The following is an 18,580-nucleotide window of genomic DNA, read 5'->3' as shown; positions in this document are numbered from 1 at the left end:
ACCCAGAAACCAAGTGAATAAAACGATATTTGAAATTACCAAAATGGATTGTCCTTCAGAGGAAAATCTAATCCGAATGAAATTGGACGGAATTTCAAGTATTGCGAATTTGGACTTTGATATTCCGAACCGAAAATTGACCGTTTTTCACAGCGGAGAAATTGACCAAATCGAAAAGTCCGTTATCGAACTAAATTTAGGCGGAAAGAAAATCTCAACGGAACAAAGCGACCAAACGGAATTTAAAGAAAACGAAAATCAGAAAAAACTACTTTGGTCTGTACTTGCCATAAATTTTGCGTTTTTCATTATCGAAATGACGACAGGAATTATCTCAAAATCAATGGGACTTGTTGCCGATAGTTTGGATATGCTTGCCGACAGTTTCGTTTACGGAATTAGCTTGTTTGCGGTTGGCGGAACATTAATTAAGAAAAAACGGATTGCTAAACTTGCTGGATATTTTCAAATAACACTTGCGATTATCGGATTTGTGGAAGTTTTAAGAAGATTTTTCGGAGACGAGAAACTTCCCGATTTTTCTACAATGATTATCGTTTCGATTTTTGCACTTATCGCAAACGGAATTTGTCTTTATATTTTGCAAAAGTCAAAGAGCAAAGAAGAGGCACATATGAAAGCGAGTATGATTTTCACCTCGAATGACGTGATTATAAATTTAGGAGTAATAATTGCAGGAATTTTGGTAAATTGGTTGAATTCGAGTAAACCTGATTTGATTATCGGAACAATTGTTTTTGTGTTGGTAATTCAAGGAGCATTTCGGATTTTGAAGTTAAGTAAGTGAACGAAAAAAGCACTACTTACAACAACGTATATAGCTCATAACTAGTTAGTTGCTTAATCGAAGTTAAGGTATATTTGCAAGTCCGCCAAATTTTTTAATTTGGCTTATTGATAAAAAAAAATAATAAGAAAATTAAAAAATTCGGCTCGTGCTTAACCGAAAAATAATCTCTAATTTGCACGCTACGAGCCATATACAAGACCGTTACCCAACATAAAAAAAATGAGATTACCTAGAAAAATTAATGAAATTTCAACAGACTTAAAAATTGAGGTAGGAGTTTATCCGCCAAACGGGTTTTTACAATTTAATGAAGCTAGTTTAGGAAACGGAGATTACTTTGGATTATATTGGGAATTTGGGAAAGAAAATAAAGAACCTATAGTCTGCGAAATGATTCACGATGAAGGAATTATTGAACCCAAGTTTTCTTCTCTTGATAAATTTTTAGAATGGTATGAATTAAACGACTTTGATTGGGGAGAAGAAGAAATTGAGGATGAAAGTTTTTATGATTTTTACTTAGATAAAGGAAATGAATATTTAAAACAAAACAATCCTGAAAAAGCAATTGAATTTTACAAAAAAAGCACCGATAGTTTTGGAGAATTAAGTGAGAATTGGTTCAAACTCGCATCACAACTAAAAAGAGTTGGAAATGAAAAAGAATTTCAAGAAAGTATCATAAATTCAATTCTTTCAAATTGGGCTATAGAATTTCCTTCTCAAAATGCTCTAAGAATGTTGAAAACTTTAAACCCTATTGAAGAATTGGAAAATCATCCATTAATTAAGAATCGAGAAAATATTGAATTTAATTTTGGAGGGAAAAAAGAAAATAAAGACTACATAATACTAAATGAAATCATAAAAGAGTTACACGAAATTGGAGACATTAATAGAGCATTATTAATGGAACAGAATTATGCCTTAAAAATGTATTGGGAAACATCTTCTTTTCAAGAGAGGTATAATTTCAACATTGACGAATGGAGAAAGGAATTTGAGCAAAAAACTAAAAAACGAATAAATAACGTTGGGTAACAACGTGTATAAAACATAGCTATTTCAGGCTTTACGAAAGGTTTGTGCGTATTTGCCAAGTCCGCCAAATTTTTAAATTTGGCTTTTAGTAAAATAAAGATAAAAACAAAATGTAAAAATTCGGCTCGGTGCTAATCTGAAAATTATCGTATATTTATACGCTACGTTTCATACACCAACCGTTGTACCCAATTTGACAAACGACAATGAGCAAAGCCGAAATACAAGCAAAAATCGAATATCAGAAAACAATCGGAGAAGCCAATGAAGGTGGATTTCAACCGATAAGATTTACTCGTGTTAAATATAAACAAAGCCCAACTGCACATATTGATATTCGAAAGTTTCAACGAGGATATGATGAAGAAGGCGAAGACGTTTTCTTTCCAACGAAACTTGGATTTCGTTTCCCAGAACGTGAATTTAAAAAAGTATTGGAAAAATATTCACTACTTCCAACTACATACGTGCATCCAAAAATAATTGAGAAAAGTTTTAAGTTGTTGGAAAAGCAAGAATACGAGAGTGCTGTCTTGCAAGCTTTTAAAACAATAGAAATAAGTATTAGAGAGAGAATTAACGCTGAACCCGACGAAGTTGGAGTAAGATTAATAAGAAAAGCTTTTCATTCCGAAAATGGACCTTTAACGGATTTTAATTTACCAAAATCAGAACGAGAAGCATTTGCTCATTACATTTCAGGAGCTTTTGGTTTTTATAAAAACCCTTGTTCACATAGAGATGTGGAATTGGATTTTGTAGAAGCCTTTGAGCGAATAGTAGTAGCAAGTGACTTATTGAAAAAAATTGAGCCTGAATGCCCATTTTAAAAAATGCAGAAAACAGATGAATATATTACGAAAAGATTAAAGTGGAAAGCTGGAAAACACAGTCTTCCAACTGAACATTCATTCTTGTTCGAAAGTTTACCGACTGAAACCAAAAACATTATTTGGAATTGTTTAAAAATCTAAATATTGGAATACCTGTTTTAGTTTTCACTCAACCCAATAATGACAAATGGACTATAATTGGAACTCGGAAAATAGTTTGGGGAGAATATGACAAATTTAAGAGTCTTCTAATTGAGACCATTAAAGAAATGAAACCTGAATCTTTGGTTAAATTAAACGAAACGGGAAAAGCAACGAAAGAGTCAATGAAAAAAGCAGAATGGGACGAATTGACAATTACCAGTCTGAATTCTGAAAAATTTATTATTCCTGCGTTTAAGGGTTCTGACTTTTTTGCGATGTGGAATATTTTATTAATGAGTTGGCAATTAAATCGGAAATAAAAACTGGGCACAACAACGTATATAGCTCATAGCTAGTCAGTTGCTTAATCTGAAGTTAAGGCATATTTGCAAGTCCGCCAAATTTTTTAATTTGGCTTATTGAAAAGAAAAGGTAATAAGAAAATTAAAAAATTCGGCTCGTGCTTAACCGAAAGGTAATCGCTAATTTGCACGCTACGAGCCATATACAAGACCGTTGGCAACAAGTTAACCAAACCAAGAAACTGATTGACTAACCATAAAGTATCGTTTACTCTATAAATAACATTAATCACTCATTATTAGTTTTGGAATAACTAAACACACTTTAAATTTGAATTATTAAAACTAAACAGAAATGAAAAAAAATATTCTTGCCTTAATATTACTGTTCGTGACTTTTAATTCATTTAGTCAAGAAATAATCGAAAAAAAAATCTATTGAGAAAATTAACTACTCAGAAAATTCAGAAATAAAAGTTTTCGTAAATGACACTCTAAATAAATTTCATTCTAAAAAGAAACCAGCTGGAATTTTTGTGAATGAGATTTTTCTTGGAGATGAAAGAAAGTTAAGCGTAATAAACTCGGAAAAAATAGAAAGTATAAATATTGAGAAAGAGAATTATACTCTAAATGGAAAAGAATACTACGGAAAAATTATTCTCAAAATGAAATCGGATTATATTCCAAAATTCATAACCTTAAACAAACTTATTACAAAGCATTTAGAATTAGAAAATAGGCCAATTGTTTTTCAGATTAATGGAGATGTAATTAACCAAGATTACAATGAATATTTGATTGACGAAAACTTCATCTTGAAAATTATATCAAGTAAAATAAAAACGTCTGATAAAAACATCGAAATTAATTTAGTGAAATTAATAACAAAGACAACTGAAAACATAAAAAAGACGAACGAAATCCGAATTAAGGGAACGGAAATATAAAACCAGTTGCCAACAATGTGTATAATTAATTGCGACTGAATTTCCCTATCGGAAATTCAATCTAATTAATTATCTTTAGCTTACGGCGGAAAATCTTAACCGATTTTCTCGCAACTAATCATACACGAGAACGTTAGCTTGCATTTGACTGAACAAACGAAAATGATTGCAATAAAAGAACGAATAGTGAAATCTTATCAAGATACAAGGTACCAAAGACTTTTGTATGATGATAAAAAATGGTATCAATATCCACAAACAATTTATTTAACAATTTTCATCTTGCTAAGTGCAATTAATTTTTTTCTTAAACCAACATTTCAAGTTATCTTTTTAGTTATATGGGGAATTCTATTATTTCTAGGAGCAGTTACAGTAATTTTCCCATTAAATAAAAAACGGATGAAATCTAAACTAGATGTTGAACCCAAGAAAGGTAAATACTCTCATTGGGTAAATACTGAATTTAGAGAAGCGCAGATCAAAAAATTCTATGATGCCTTGGTTGAGAATAGAATATTGAATAAAAATAAGAAGGATATTGACTTATTAACTTCGTATGAGAAGCTGTTTAAAGATGAAGCTGAGTTATTGAAGTCTAAGGAAAGATTACTTTTAGGTGGTGGAATTATTCTATTGTTTATTTTGCCTGTTTGGAATACTTCGACAGAATTAATTCTATCCGATGACCAAAATTTTGTGGAAAATATTAAACTAGTATTTAAATTTTTATTCTTAATCTATTGTTTGATTTACTTTTTAAACTTAATGAGATTTTGGATAGAAGAAATACTAAATAAAACTTATTGGAAATTTATTGACATTAAGCGGAATTTACATCAGATTAAACTAAACATTGAACTAAAAAACGCAAGCTAACAATGGCTATAAGTAATTGCTTGTTCTCGCCTACTTACGAAAATCCTCTCGGATTTTCAGTTTGGTGTGTACTTGCAAAGTTAATCACTAACCCATGCAACTACTCATAGCCAAGACCGTTGGCGGTAATTAAAAAAAGACCTCGAATAAATGAATTGGATACAGATTTACAATAGACTTTTTGAATTGATAAATATTCAAGGCGACACTTATTACGGAGGAACAAAATTTCTAAATACCATAAGAGAAGTTAATAATAATGTACCATCATATATAAATTATATTGAGCAACGTAGAGCTGAAAATAAAAGTACAAGCAGAAGAGATTACTATTTTGACCTTATAATGGAAAAACCTGAAAATGAAAGAATTCAAATAGTAAATTCTATTCTCGACACGATTGGTCATATAGAACCAGAAAGAACTGCTTCTATACGCGACTTAATAGAACCTGTAAATCAATTACAAGTTCCACAAGCTGAAATCCCAAATAATTTATGGAATGCAGATAGACTGATTGATTATTTAGAGAGAATGGATACAGCCATTAACGAAGGTAATTATGAATTAGCATTAACACTCGCTTATACTTGTTTGGAAGGATTCTATAAATCTTTTATTAGAGAAAAAATTCCTGACCAAATAAATCTTAATGAATTAACACCTATGGCTGTACAAATAAGAAATTATTTAAGAAATGAACTTGACGCAAACAATATTGAATATCCTGAACAAGTAATTATTCTTATTTCAACAGTTACAAATGCAGTTGCCAATGCAAGAAATAATTTTAGTGATTCTCATAGTGGAAATCGTGCGGAAAAATGGGTTGCAATATATATTCGTGACAATGTAAATTCAATCGTAAAAATGATATTAAACTTTATATAAATAAACAATATGGAAACTAAATCGAAAAACATTTCTCTTAAGGCAATATTAATAATAATGACAGTTGGAATATGGGCAGTTGTACTTCAGAACGCAGGAATAATACCGACAAAACAAAATGTATACGTGAAAGGTGGCTATGTAGATGTATCAGGAAGTGTTGATATAGATAACACAGTTGACGTCAATGGATATTTAGATGTAAACCTTGAAGCAATAAATGGAAAAAGTAATGCCTTTTATGATATGAACGGAAATAAAAATTACGTTCGAATTCCAACTTACAACGGAAATTAAAAACTACCGCCAACACCGTATAAAATTAATTGCTAGTGCAAGCCTACTTACGAAAATCCTTGCGGATTTTCTATTCGGTTTGTATTTGCTAAATTAGTTGCTTAAACAACGCAACTAATCTTATACAAACACGTTACCTGCAAGCTAAAAAAACATCCGTCTAAATTGAAAAACTTATATATAATAGGAAATGGATTTGATATGTATCACGGACTTGATACTAAATACCAATCATTTGCTAAATTTCTTTCCAAAGAAAATAACGAAATTTATGAACTCATACTAACCTATTACGGATTACCAGATATTTCTGAAAATCCAATTAGTGATGATGATTACAACTTATGGTCGACTTTTGAATTGGCTCTAGCGGATTTGGATTACGAGCAAGTCCTAGAAGATAAATCTGATTATGCTGCCAATCCTGGAAGTCCCGATTTTAAAGACAGAGAATGGCACGCTTATCAAATCGAAATGGAATTAATAATTGAGAAATTGACTAATGGTCTGATTTCCGTTTTTAATTCATTCATACTTAATGTCGAATTCCCAGAATCTATATCTGATTATCAAATCGACATAGAAACGAATAGCGTTTTTTTAAATTTCAATTATACGAATACACTAGAAAGGTATTATGAAGTTTCTGAAGGAAATATTTGCTACATACACAACAAAGTAAAAGAAGATAAGAGCGAGATAATTTTAGGTCACGGAACTGACCCTGAAAATTTCATAGAAGAAAAAGAAGTTCCGCCATCTGGACTTTCTGACGAGGAAATACAACAATGGGAAGAACATATGGCTGACCAATTTGATTTATCCTACGAGGATGCAAAAAGGGAAATTCTTTCATATTACACTCACGCATTCAAGAATACTCAAACAGCAATTGATAAAAACATTGATTTTTTCAATAGTTTAGAAAATGTTGAAAACATTTACGTTTTAGGTCATTCAATGTCAGAAGTGGACATAAAATATTTTGAAAAAATAGTAAGTATAAGTAAAGGAAAACCAAATTGGATTGTTTCCTACCATAGAGAAGTTGAAAAAGAAAAGTATTTAAAAATATTGGCTGATTTAGGAATTGAAAAAAATAAAGTACATCAAATAAAAATTGAGAACTTGAAAGGAAAAGCCAGCAGGTAACACGGTGTATAATTAATGGCTGGTTTTAGCTTACTTACGAAAATCCTCGCGGATTTTCTATTCAGTTTTTATTTGCTAAATTAGGTGCTTAAACACGCCACTAATCATACACAAACACGTTACCAGTAATTAAAAAAATGGATAATCCAAAAATTAAATATGTTGATTTTTATTTCTATGCCTGTCTTGATGAATTATTCGCAGTTGAAAATTCATATTGGAAAACTGACCTCAATGGAAATGAAATATCTGAATTAGCAAAAAGTTTGAATATTAACATAAATATCCCATTAGTAGTAAAAAATTATTGGAATGAGGAAATAAACAATATTGAAATTTTTCATAGTTCAGACGATGACTTGGTTTTTCTTTACCTTGATATAAGAAGAATGAGAACAGACCAAAATGATATCTTCCTTTTTGGCGTCCGTTGTACTGAGTTTCAAAAAGAAAACATTATGAATAGATTGATGAGTGTTTATGATTTACTAAAAACTACTGGTTCATTTAATTATGATAAGTGGGGTTGGAAGTTTTATAGTCTAAATGGTTCATACAGAATTGAACAAAGTTCGGAATATCAAAACGGAGGAAAAATAATTCACCATAGATAATAAAAACTGGTAACACGGTGTATAAAACATAGCTAATAAGTGCTTAACCGAAAGGTTTTTGTGTACTTGTAAGTCCGCCAAATTTTTAATTTGGCTTTTAAAAAGAGAAAAATTAAAAACAAAATATAAAAATTCAGCTCTGTGTTTATCCGATAAGTTAGTGTCTTTTTGCACGCTACGTTTCATACACAAGTCCGTTGTAACCAATACGAGAAAAAACCTGCCAATGATACTAGAAACAGTAAAAATCAAAAATTTTAGAGGATATCAAACTGAAACGATTATTCCTATTTCTAATCTAACTGCTTTCATCGGAAAGAATGATGCTGGCAAGTCTACCATACTTGAAGCTCTTGAAATATTCTTTAATAACTCTTTAGTCAATTGCGAAAAGGACGATTTAAATATTACTGCTGACAACAACAAAATTGAAATAACTTGCGTTTTTTCGGATTTTCCAGCTGAAATAATAATTGATGTTGCAAATCCAACAACGTTACAAGCGGAACACTTACTAAATACTCAAAACAAACTCGAAATTAAAAAGGTTTTTGCAGCAACTGCTGCAAAACCAAAAGAGAAAGTTTTTATTATTTGTAATCATCCAAGTATTGCAAATGGTAATGATTTGCTTACTCTTAAAAGAACTGAATTAAGACAGAGAGCTACTGATTTAGGAATTGACGCAGAAAATTATAATGGGAATGTTAATTCGTCTATTAGAGAAGCAATAAGGAATTCTTTTGGAGACCTCGAGCTTCAAGAGACCGAATTGTTAGTAGACAAAGAAGATACCAAAAAAGTTTATGATACTTTAAAATCATACTTACCACTTTACGCACTTTTCCAATCAGATAGACAAAGTAAAGATGATGATAAGGAAGTAACAGACCCAATGAAAATAGCTGTTCAACAAGCATTATCAGAATTAACGGCTGAACTTGAACATATAAAAGAACAAGTAAGAATTAAAGCCATTGATACTGCCAATAGAACTTTAGCTAAACTCAAGGAAATGTCGCCAGATTTGGCAAACGAATTAATACCTGAATTTAAAACAGAACCTAAATTTGACTCACAGTTTAAATTAACAATAAAATCCGAAGAGGATATTCCAATAAACAAAAGAGGAAGTGGAATAAGGAGATTAATTTTATTAAACTTTTTTAGAGCAGAGGCAGAAAGATTAAGAGCCCAGAATCAAGGAAATCAAATAATATTTGCTTTTGAAGAACCTGAAACTTCTCAACATCCTGACCATCAAGAAATGCTAATTCAAGCTTTTATGGAATTATCTAATACTGGTAATTCACAAATAATTTTGACAACACATACGCCTGCACTTGGAGGTTTACTTCCTTTAGACAGTTTACGTTTCATTCAAAAAAATGGAAATGATAGAACTGTTGAATTAGGTACAGAAGATGTTTTTGAAAAAATTGCAGATACATTAGGTGTTTTAGCTGACCCGATTTCAAAAAATGCTAATGCGATTTTACTTTTAGAAGGTAAAAGCGATGTGACATTTGTAAACCATACAGCCACACAATTAAAAGCAGGTGGACATTTTGACCATACATTTGAGGATAAGAGGATTGCATTAGTTCCAATTGGTGGCTGTGGCAATCTAAAACATTGGACAACTCTTCGGTTAATTGACCAATTTGCAATTCCTTACTGTGTAATGCTTGATTCGGATTTAGGAACAAATGAAGAACAACAAAACAGAGACAAAATCCAAGAATTACAAAACAACGGAATAAAAGCATATTTAACTCTAAAACGTGAACCAGAAAATTATGTACATCTTGATGTATTGAATTTATCAGCTGGAAGTACTTTTAGCTTTACTGATACTTGTGATGCCAAGGCGTTAATCGCAGCAGAAAAAACTTCAAGAAAACAAAATGTACTTGAAAACTATTGGACACTTATGACAACAGAACAAATTAGAGAAGTGGAAATGTATAATGATAATGGAACAGACCGATATGAGTTCACAGAAATGTTTACAGATTTATTAAGCATTGTACCATAAGTACTGGTTACAACAACGTGTATAATTAATGGCTTGGTTATAGCCTACTTACGAAAATCCTCGCGGATTTTCTATTCGTTTTTTATTTACTAAATTAGGTGCTTAAAACACGCCACTAATCATACACAAAACCGTTGTGGTGCATTTAAAACCAACAAAACGCATAACAAAAAATGAATGAATTTTATTCAATAAGTACTGATGAAAATTTATCTGAAACCGATTATCAATTAAGAAATTTAGGTCAGCAGATGATATCAGCAATCATAGGAAAACCAAGCCGAAATAGTTGGGGAGAAAGAACACACTCAAGTCAAACATTTTACAGAGAAACAACTTCTGACGATTATGATGAACAATTTGTTCACAAATTAATGCTTTTCCAACCAATTTATGATTTAGAAAAATTATTGGATTTTCATTTAGATTACTACGAGACGAAACAAAAAGCGGATAAAAATAGGTTTGTAACACATGTTAAGTATGTTGTATTACCTCTTTTAACCAAAAAGAAAAATTCAGAAGTTCAGCAAGAATTAGTAACTAATTGGATAGAAAGAAATATGGCAAATAAGAAAAAGAGCAACGGAAAGTTGAGTATGGAATTTGGAGATATTAATTCGCCAACACAATTTCAAATCAATTCGGACAATTCCGTCCAAACACAAAAAATTAAATATTCAAACCAAGACGTTTTAAAAGTGTTTGAACTAATCCGCAAAGACTTAAAAGAGAATAAAAGTTCTGAAAGCATAGAACTATTAGCAGAAGTAGAAAACGCAGAGAAGAAATTAAACGATGGAAAGGATATAAAAAACCGACTTTTATTAATTGGTGAATTAGTAAAAGATATTGGAATTGGAACATTTACAAGTCTCATTTCCTCACCAATTTATGAAATGTTAAAACCGATGTTAGGAATATAAAAAACGCACCACAACAATGGTAACCGTTGCACAAGCCATTGATTTTATAAAAACAAGATAGATTTAAGCCCTTTTAAGGGCTTTTATTTTATGATCTAATTAAGTTGTACGTTAAAATTAGGGAGCTCAAAACAGCATAAAATATGTTTTTGAAGGGCTTTTAAAAAAGAAGACAAGACTTTTAAGCTTCCCACTCCACTTTTAGCATGTTTTTGGATGAATTTCAGATACTTTTTAAGGTTGTAGGCAATGGCAGCGAGCTGCATACACTTATTGGCTTGTTTAATGCCAATGGTATTGACCTTTCTAAGTCCCATAAATTGGGTTAATGTTCCAAATACTGGTTCTACCGTGCTTTGCCGTTTGGCTTTCATATAACGACCCTGTGGACTGTTTACCCGAGCTATATTGCGTTCATATTCTTTGCGGTAGGCGGTAATATTGATCCGCTTTTCATAACTCTTACCTATACATTGCTGTTTTATCGGGCATCCCTTACAATCACTACGCTTAGTAAAGTAATTATCTTTTAGCGTTCCTTTTTCTAGTTTCTGTTTTTCTAAAAGTTACTTTTTTACCTTGTGGGCATAACCAATAGTTTCCTTCTTCATTATATATAAAACCATCAGGACCTCCCTTATAGGTACCGTGTGGAGGAATAAAGCTTTGCAAGTGTCTGTTTTCTAAAAAGGCATAATTCTCTCCACTACTATATCCTGTATCTGCTACACAGTTTTCCCAAAGTAGTCCTGAGTTCCATAGTCGCCGTTGTACCCTTTTTACAATGTCAACTAATTGCTGGTTGTCTTTACCATCGGCATGGTAGGCTTTTATGTCGGTTATCACATGATTGCAAGTATCGACTGTTAATTGACTTAAGTAATTCAGTTTTCTAGCCTTGCCCGGCTTTACACTAATTCGGGTATCGGGATCGGTAGGGCTGTAATGCGTTTTATTGCTGGTATATCTTGCTCCTTTATTACCTGCGCCAGGACGCTGGTCTTGTTCTCTTGCCCATTTGCTATTCCTAGTGGTAATATCCTGGAGTTCTTTTTTGCTAGCGACTATGGTTTGTTGGGCTTTCCCTGCTTTATTCTCTTTGGACTTACGTAATGGTTTTTCTTTGTCACGCTTACTTATATGACGAACGCTTCGAAGGTGAGATTCCAACGCTGCTTCAGGCACTTTAAGTTCCAAACTATCCATCGAAGCATTTGCTTTTATTGGCGCACTATCAATAGCTTGTGTATGACCACTGACCATTCCCTTAGATACACACAGTTCAAAGACTTTAGTAAAAACTTCTTCAAAAACCTGTTCAGGAAATAACTGTCGCGTACGGCTAATGGTAGAATGCCAGGGAAGCTCATCATCGATATCATAATCCAAAAAGAATAAAATATCCAGCCGCATACTACAATGATCCATCAGCTTACGGTCGCTAATAATGTTTTCTAAATAGCCCACCATACAGAGTTTAAAGAAAACTACGGGATCGATACTCTTTTGTCCGCTATTACCATAAAAACCTTTGGTAAGCGAGTAAAGAAAATCTAAGGAAATAGCACTCTTTAAACGACGATAGAAATTACCTTTTGGAACACGTTCACTCAAACGAAACTCATTGAATAACTTTTCTTGATATGTTTTTTTGCCTTGCATACTTAAAGTTACGAATCCAATGAAAAATTAATAACAACCCTATGTCAAATTTTTGCTAACTTGTGCAACAGGCACAATGGCTATAAGTAATTGCTTGTTCTCGCCTACTTCTGAAAATCCTCGCGGATTTTCAGTTTGGTATGTACTTGCATAGTTAATCGCTAACCCACGCAACTACTCATAGCCGAGACCGTTGGCAAACATTAAAAAACAGAATACATGAAATTTTTGACCATTACTCTATTCCTGACATTTACAATAAACTGCTTTTCTCAAGCAGTCGACCTACAGCCGAAAATGGATTCGATAATACAGGAAGCTGACTTACTATTCAGGTATGAAAAGGCCGTTTGGATTTCAACCGATTTGTTGATGTCTGACAAAAAACTGAAAAAGAAATTTGGAGGATATGTCGTTTATCACTCGAATGACACAACCCATGTCTCAATGTTAGATAAGAATCAAACGGGTGTAGTAGCAAGGTATGAATTTGTCAATCCCAATTTTGACAACCCTTCAAAAACTACTATTGAAAACTCTGAACTTTCGATTATTGAGCAGGAATTGATAGAGACAAAGGCAAAAATAATTGAGCAATTATCTGATAGTAAATATGAAATAACCATTCCGCAGAACTATAATCCTAACCTAGTTTTAATGAAGTCAGAGTTTGGTTATAAACTATACATTCTAATGGGGACAAGCGAAAGTGGGATCATTCCATTCGGCAATGATTATTTGTTTGAAACAGATTCCGTTGGCGAGATAACGGATTGGCAAAAGTTCCACTCTCGTATGGTTCCCGCTCAGTCCGAAATTCCAGGAGTTGGGAAGGTTACATCATCATCCCATTCTCATTTAAGATCTACCCCATACATAACAGCGACTGACATTTGTACTTTAAGACTTTATGCCGGTTTTACAGAATTAAAAGAATTTTCTGTTTACTCCCCAGCCTTAGGTATTTATATGAAATACATTCTTGAGGAAAATAAGATTGAAATAGTAGAATAAACGTTTGCCAACAAAAGGTATAGTGCATGCCCTGCGGGACACGCACCATACCCAAACCGTTACCTGCAAGGCGAAAAACGATATGAAAAAAATAATTCTCACTTCAATCATAATTTTATCATTTCAAATTACTTTTGGACAAAATGGATTGAAAAATGGAAATCTATTCTTATTGCAAAAGAACATAAAAACGTATTCGATAAATTTATTCCAGAATGATAAAATCAATGAAATAAAAACATTTTCTGTCTCTAAAAAATCAATTATCGCAACAGACCAAAAAGAAAGAGTTGCCGTTTTGGATACTGTGAAAAATGAAATTCAACTTTTTGACATTAATGCTTCGAGAGAAACAAAGCTCTCAATTCCGTTTGATATTAAACCAAAGTCTATATTGATTAATCAACATAACCTTTTTGTAGGTGGTGAAATGGGAAAAGAATTACTAGTACAATATCATTTGAAAAGTAAAAAATGGTTTAAATTAAAAATTCCAAAAGAAGTAATGTCCTATGGTAAAGCAGTTGATGATTTAGTATTAAATGATAGTTTACTTATAGCAGTTGACAATATCATTATACCTAAATACATTTTATACTACAAACTAAATTCAACTGACAAACTTGAATATTCCCATTTTAAAGAACTTAAATCAAATAGCAGTTATGAGAGCATACATAAAGCCAGAATTACTGAAAATTATTTAGGACTGCTATCGACAACAATGAATTGGGGAACTCAACGCGAACATATTACTCTATATTCAGATTTGAAATTATTAAAAAGTTTTGCCATTTCAACAGAATATAAAGGAAAATGGAGTTTCAATGACATTCTTATTTTTGATAACAAATTATTTGTAGCTAACAGTTTTAAAGGCTTTGGTGTTTTAGGAATCAAAGAGAATTATTTTAAAGAAAGTAAACACGAACACGATATATTTAATGAAAATATTGACGAAAATTTGATTAACTATAAAAAATATCGCAATAGAGAAATTATAAAACTTACCAAAATTCCTAGAGAGCAAAAAATTGTTTTGACAATAAAAAACAAAGAAGGCAGAATCAAAAATGAAATAATTAAAATAGAATAACCCAGCAGCCAACAAAGAACTGAGGTAAAAAGCAAATCATTTCTTCAAAAATATTAGACACTATTATATCGGGTTTACAGATTCAATTACTTAATTTTTTATCTGTTTTTTCATTTATTAAGTTAGTTATTAAACTACACGACTAATCTTATATTGACCATAAGCAAATCCAGAAAAACATCCACGGGAATATATAATCATATTAAAAATAATATTTTTTTGTTAGAAAATGTAAAGTTTGTTTGTCATTATGGAAAATATATTTATATTTGAGACAAGCTAACTTATTTTTCAACTTTAAAAAAATATATTATGAATGTAAAATCATTTATGGAATGTGAAAGAAAAAGTCTCGAAAAGATGAAACGTTATCAATTACCAAATAGATTTAAAAAAATCGGAATCGGTATTGTAATAATTTCTTTAGTAACTTTTTTTGTAAATAAATTTTCAATTGAAAATATTGACCTAAAACTAATAGCCAAATATGGAATATTAATAGGACTATTACTCATTTCTATTTCAAAAGAAAGAATAGAAGATGAACTAATCACATCTTTAAGAATGCAATCTTATACGTTTGCTTTTATTACTGGTGTTATCATAACTTTATTAACGAACCCATTATTTAATTATATCGCAAATATCATTTCACAAAAACATCAAGAAAATTTTCAAGAAGTTGGAGATTGGAAAATATTATGGATTTTATTGTTTATTCAGGTTTTTTATTTTGAATTTTTAAAACGTATGAACAAATGAAAAATCGATTAAAGATTGAAAGAACAATACTGGATTTAACACAAGATGAACTAGCAAATAAAATAGGAGTATCTCGACAAACTATTAGTTCAATTGAAAAAAATAGATACGTTCCTTCAACTGTTCTTGCATTAAGACTCTCTTTACTTTTTAAAAAACCTGTAAATGATTTTTTCGAATTAGAAGATAGCGAAATGCCTATGCTTAACAATGATCTCTAGTAAAATATTATTTCCTATTATATTAAGCCTACAAATTCAATTAGTTAATTTCCTATTCAGTTTTTATTTAGTAAATTAGTTACTCAATAACACAACAAACTATATACGAATACGTTAGTAATAATTATAACCAACACCGAAAAATATGAAAAACCTAACAAAATTCATCGGATTAGCCTTATTAACAATCACATTTGCATTTACAAGTGTTGATAAAAAGACAATTGTGATTGATGTTAGTCATGGTGGTCATGACAATGGGACTACAGCTAACGGATTTAACGAAAAAGCAATTGCTCTAAATATTGCAAATAAAATCAAGGAGCTAAATAAAAATTCGAACGTAGAAATTATCTTAACGAGAGATTCGGATAAGTTTTTAACCTTAAACGAACGAGTTGAGCAAATCAATAAATTAAGTCCTGATTTTGTTATATCGTTACATGCTAACGCTAATGACAACGATAAAAAAAGTGGAAAAGAGATTTTTATAAGTGATAAAAACAAACAGAAAGAAAAATCGGGAGATTTAGCTTTAGAACTGTTTTATAGCTTCAATGATAAAAGCGTTGAAATCAGAAAAGCTGATTTCCATCTTCTAAGAAATGTGAACCATCCAATTGCTTTAGTTGAACTTGGTTATCTAACTAATTTAAATGATCGAGAAATGCTAACTACTGAAAAAGGGCAATCTGAACTTGCAGAATCAATATTAAGTGCAATAAAATAATCAATACTAACAAGTGTTCAGGCTCTTAAAGTCTATTTTGTAGTATTAATCAATTCATAATAATATTTTTATAAGTGTTTAATTGAGGATGAGATTATACATTCTCAATTAAACACTTTCTATTTCTGCTAAAATTAATTGCTATACTCCCCTTCAAAACTGATTATCGACTGAAAGCGGTTTTCTATTCGGTCTTTATTTTCTACTTTCGTACTGTTCATAGCCTAGCTCTTGGCTCAATCAAACAAAATGAAGAACTATTTAGAATCATTTGGTATCCTTACCAAAGATGAAATTGATTTATTTGAAGCTAAAACTGCTTATAGAAAGCTAAAAAAAGGGGATTATTTCATTAAAGAAGGGCAAACCTCCAAAGAAGTGGGCTTTGTAGTTTCTGGATTATTCAGATCTTTTTATCATTCATCAACAAACGAAGAAGTAACCTATTGCTTTACTTTTTCTAACTCGTTTGTAAGTGCTTATTCTTCATTTTTATCACAAGAAAAAACTATTGAGAATATTCAAGCGCTAACAGATATTGAAATGCTAATCATTTCAAGAGATGAAATTTTAAAATTAGAGCAATCAAGTATCAATTGGGTGAAATTTTTTAAACTTATTGCTGAACAAGAATATATCAAAATGGAAAAAAGAATTTTCTTGTTACAAAAAGAAACCGCTGAAAAACGGTATCATGATTTACTCACTAATCAACCTGAATATTTACAATTAATTCCTCTTAACTTCCTTTCTTCATATTTAGGCATTACGCAAAGACATCTAAGCCGAATAAGAAAGTCGATTTCGAATTAGACAAATGTCCTTTCAAAGAAATTTAATACTGTGGTTCTTTGCTGAAAACATAGAACCGACATGAAAAATATTTTAATAATTAATGGACATCCAGATAAAGAGAGTTTTAATTACGCATTATCTGATGCTTATAAAAAAGGACTCCGTAAAACTGATTCCATAATAACTCAAATTAATATTGCCGACTTGGAATTTAATCCAAATCTAGAGTTTGGTTATCGTAAAAGAATGGAATTAGAACCCGATTTAGTAATTGCCATCAACAAAATAAAAATGGCAGATCACATCGTATGGATATTCCCAATGTGGTGGTATGGCTATCCTGCACTAATGAAAGGTTTTATCGATAGAATATTTTTACCTGGAATTACTTATCAACCAATAGAAGGCAAACCATTACCCGAAAAACTCTTAAAGGGGAAATCAGCAAGGTTAATCATTACTGCAGACACACCAAAATGGTATGATTCTCTATTTATGAAAAGTCCAACTATAAATCAGTTTAAAAAAGGGACTTTACAGTTTTGTGGAATCAATCCTGTTAAAGTAACTTATATAGCTCCAATTAAAAACTCAAACTCCTATTTCAGAAAAAAATGGTTAGAAAAAATAACCTTGTTAGGTGAAAAGATGAAATGAAAGAACGGCTCTCTTCAAAAATAGAAAACTAAAGTATTTTAACTTACAAGTTATATCATTAGCTTGGAAGCTTTTATAAGTAAAATACTCTCTATTAAAAAAGCACATATTCTTATAAATAAAAAACCTATTTTTTACATAACAACACCTAATAAACACCATAACAGAGAGGTATTTAATAAATTTACTTAATTCTGACGCAACTTAATTGATAGAAAAACATCTATAAGTAAAACCTAAAAACATGAATAACAAAATTTACTTAATAGCTCTTTTAGTATTTGGATGTACATTAAATTCATGCGATTCTGACGATTTAGAATATCAAAGCGAATTTGAAACTAGTAAAAAATATTGGTTAGACTTTAAAGAATCTTCCAATAACTCATACAAATACACCGTAACAAATAGTTCATGGGTAGGAAATAGTAGTAAAACTACTATATCGATTAAAAATGGTGCTGTAGTTCAAAGAGATTTTGAATTAAATATAGTTGAAGGAACCTCCGAATATAATGAGTTCGACGAAATAGAATGGACAGAAACTGGCTCTGAAATAGGTACTCACGAGAACGGTGCCGATCCTATCACTTTAGATGAAATTTATGATAAAGCCCAAAATGAATGGCTCATTGAAAGAAGCAACACAACTACTTATTTCGAAACGGAGAATAACGGAATGATTTCAACATGTGGATATGTCTACGATAATTGTGCCGATGATTGTTTTATTGGTGTAAATATTAAGAATATAGAAGCACTATG

20 protein-coding genes and 1 pseudogene are annotated in these 18,580 nt (G+C 31.1%); 20 read left to right on the top strand and 1 reads right to left on the bottom strand.

Annotated features, from left to right (window positions below; genetic code table 11):
- The first annotated feature begins 13 nt into the window (after positions 1-13).
- The 12 genes from JM658_RS16580 to JM658_RS16525 all read left to right on the top strand — a co-directional run bounded on the left by JM658_RS16580 (position 14) and on the right by JM658_RS16525 (position 10,878).
- The gene (locus JM658_RS16580) at positions 14-808 is read left to right on the top strand and encodes a cation transporter (protein WP_236960929.1); all 795 of its coding nucleotides are present in this window, start codon (positions 14-16) and stop codon (positions 806-808) included.
- A gap of 222 nt (positions 809-1,030) precedes the next feature.
- Positions 1,031-1,852, top strand: a complete 822-nt coding sequence (locus JM658_RS16575) for a tetratricopeptide repeat protein (protein ID WP_236960925.1) — start codon at positions 1,031-1,033, stop codon at positions 1,850-1,852.
- 206 nt (positions 1,853-2,058) lie between these two features.
- On the top strand, positions 2,059-2,682 hold the full coding sequence (locus JM658_RS16570; RefSeq protein ID WP_236960923.1) for a TIGR02391 family protein: 624 nt from the start codon (positions 2,059-2,061) through the stop codon (positions 2,680-2,682).
- 122 nt (positions 2,683-2,804) lie between these two features.
- Positions 2,805-3,149: a hypothetical protein gene (locus JM658_RS16565; protein WP_236960921.1), complete on the top strand. Its 345-nt coding sequence runs from the start codon at positions 2,805-2,807 to the stop codon at positions 3,147-3,149.
- Positions 3,150-3,667: 518 nt separating this feature from the next.
- Positions 3,668-4,081, top strand: coding sequence for a hypothetical protein (locus JM658_RS16560; protein WP_236960919.1), 414 nt, complete (start codon positions 3,668-3,670; stop codon positions 4,079-4,081).
- A 162-nt stretch (positions 4,082-4,243) separates the two neighbouring features.
- The gene (locus tag JM658_RS16555) at positions 4,244-4,960 is read left to right on the top strand and encodes a hypothetical protein (RefSeq protein WP_236960917.1); all 717 of its coding nucleotides are present in this window, start codon (positions 4,244-4,246) and stop codon (positions 4,958-4,960) included.
- Positions 4,961-5,110: 150 nt separating this feature from the next.
- Positions 5,111-5,851: a hypothetical protein gene (locus JM658_RS16550; RefSeq protein ID WP_236960915.1), complete on the top strand. Its 741-nt coding sequence runs from the start codon at positions 5,111-5,113 to the stop codon at positions 5,849-5,851.
- Between the two features lie 9 nt (positions 5,852-5,860).
- Positions 5,861-6,148: a hypothetical protein gene (locus JM658_RS16545; protein ID WP_236960913.1), complete on the top strand. Its 288-nt coding sequence runs from the start codon at positions 5,861-5,863 to the stop codon at positions 6,146-6,148.
- Positions 6,149-6,313: 165 nt separating this feature from the next.
- Positions 6,314-7,300, top strand: a complete 987-nt coding sequence (locus JM658_RS16540; protein WP_262911787.1) for a bacteriophage abortive infection AbiH family protein — start codon at positions 6,314-6,316, stop codon at positions 7,298-7,300.
- 137 nt (positions 7,301-7,437) lie between these two features.
- Complete coding sequence (locus JM658_RS16535; protein ID WP_236960909.1) at positions 7,438-7,914, top strand: hypothetical protein; 477 nt, start codon at positions 7,438-7,440, stop codon at positions 7,912-7,914.
- 226 nt (positions 7,915-8,140) lie between these two features.
- Positions 8,141-9,952 (top strand): AAA family ATPase, encoded by a 1,812-nt coding sequence (locus JM658_RS16530; RefSeq protein WP_236960907.1) that lies wholly within the window; start codon positions 8,141-8,143, stop codon positions 9,950-9,952.
- A 173-nt stretch (positions 9,953-10,125) separates the two neighbouring features.
- Positions 10,126-10,878 (top strand): hypothetical protein, encoded by a 753-nt coding sequence (locus JM658_RS16525; protein WP_236960905.1) that lies wholly within the window; start codon positions 10,126-10,128, stop codon positions 10,876-10,878.
- A 95-nt stretch (positions 10,879-10,973) separates the two neighbouring features.
- Here JM658_RS16525 and JM658_RS16515 read toward each other — a convergent pair.
- A pseudogene (locus JM658_RS16515) lies at positions 10,974-12,540 on the bottom strand (IS1182 family transposase).
- 219 nt (positions 12,541-12,759) lie between these two features.
- Here JM658_RS16515 and JM658_RS16510 point away from each other — a divergent pair.
- From JM658_RS16510 to JM658_RS16475, 8 genes are all read left to right on the top strand, one after another.
- Entirely contained in the window at positions 12,760-13,554 is a 795-nt protein-coding gene (locus JM658_RS16510) for a hypothetical protein (RefSeq protein WP_236960901.1), read from the top strand.
- A gap of 82 nt (positions 13,555-13,636) precedes the next feature.
- On the top strand, positions 13,637-14,650 hold the full coding sequence (locus tag JM658_RS16505; protein WP_236960899.1) for a hypothetical protein: 1,014 nt from the start codon (positions 13,637-13,639) through the stop codon (positions 14,648-14,650).
- A gap of 312 nt (positions 14,651-14,962) precedes the next feature.
- On the top strand, positions 14,963-15,412 hold the full coding sequence (locus tag JM658_RS16500; RefSeq protein ID WP_236960897.1) for a hypothetical protein: 450 nt from the start codon (positions 14,963-14,965) through the stop codon (positions 15,410-15,412).
- Positions 15,409-15,633, top strand: a complete 225-nt coding sequence (locus tag JM658_RS16495; RefSeq protein WP_236960895.1) for a helix-turn-helix transcriptional regulator — start codon at positions 15,409-15,411, stop codon at positions 15,631-15,633. The genes JM658_RS16500 and JM658_RS16495 overlap by 4 nt, the downstream gene beginning before the upstream one ends.
- Positions 15,634-15,778: 145 nt before the next feature.
- On the top strand, positions 15,779-16,363 hold the full coding sequence (locus JM658_RS16490; RefSeq protein WP_236960893.1) for an N-acetylmuramoyl-L-alanine amidase family protein: 585 nt from the start codon (positions 15,779-15,781) through the stop codon (positions 16,361-16,363).
- Between the two features lie 249 nt (positions 16,364-16,612).
- Positions 16,613-17,176, top strand: coding sequence for a Crp/Fnr family transcriptional regulator (locus JM658_RS16485; protein ID WP_236960891.1), 564 nt, complete (start codon positions 16,613-16,615; stop codon positions 17,174-17,176).
- Between the two features lie 60 nt (positions 17,177-17,236).
- On the top strand, positions 17,237-17,815 hold the full coding sequence (locus JM658_RS16480; RefSeq protein WP_236960889.1) for an NAD(P)H-dependent oxidoreductase: 579 nt from the start codon (positions 17,237-17,239) through the stop codon (positions 17,813-17,815).
- A gap of 244 nt (positions 17,816-18,059) precedes the next feature.
- Positions 18,060-18,580, top strand: a 521-nt coding sequence (locus JM658_RS16475; protein ID WP_236960887.1) for a hypothetical protein, incomplete at its 3' end; no start/stop codon positions are given.

Origin of the sequence: Joostella atrarenae, assembly GCF_021764745.1 — a bacterium.
Lineage (GTDB): Bacteria > Bacteroidota > Bacteroidia > Flavobacteriales > Flavobacteriaceae > Galbibacter > Galbibacter atrarenae.
Note: the sequence above shows the minus strand (reverse complement) of the source record. Positions and strands in the feature narration are given on the sequence as shown.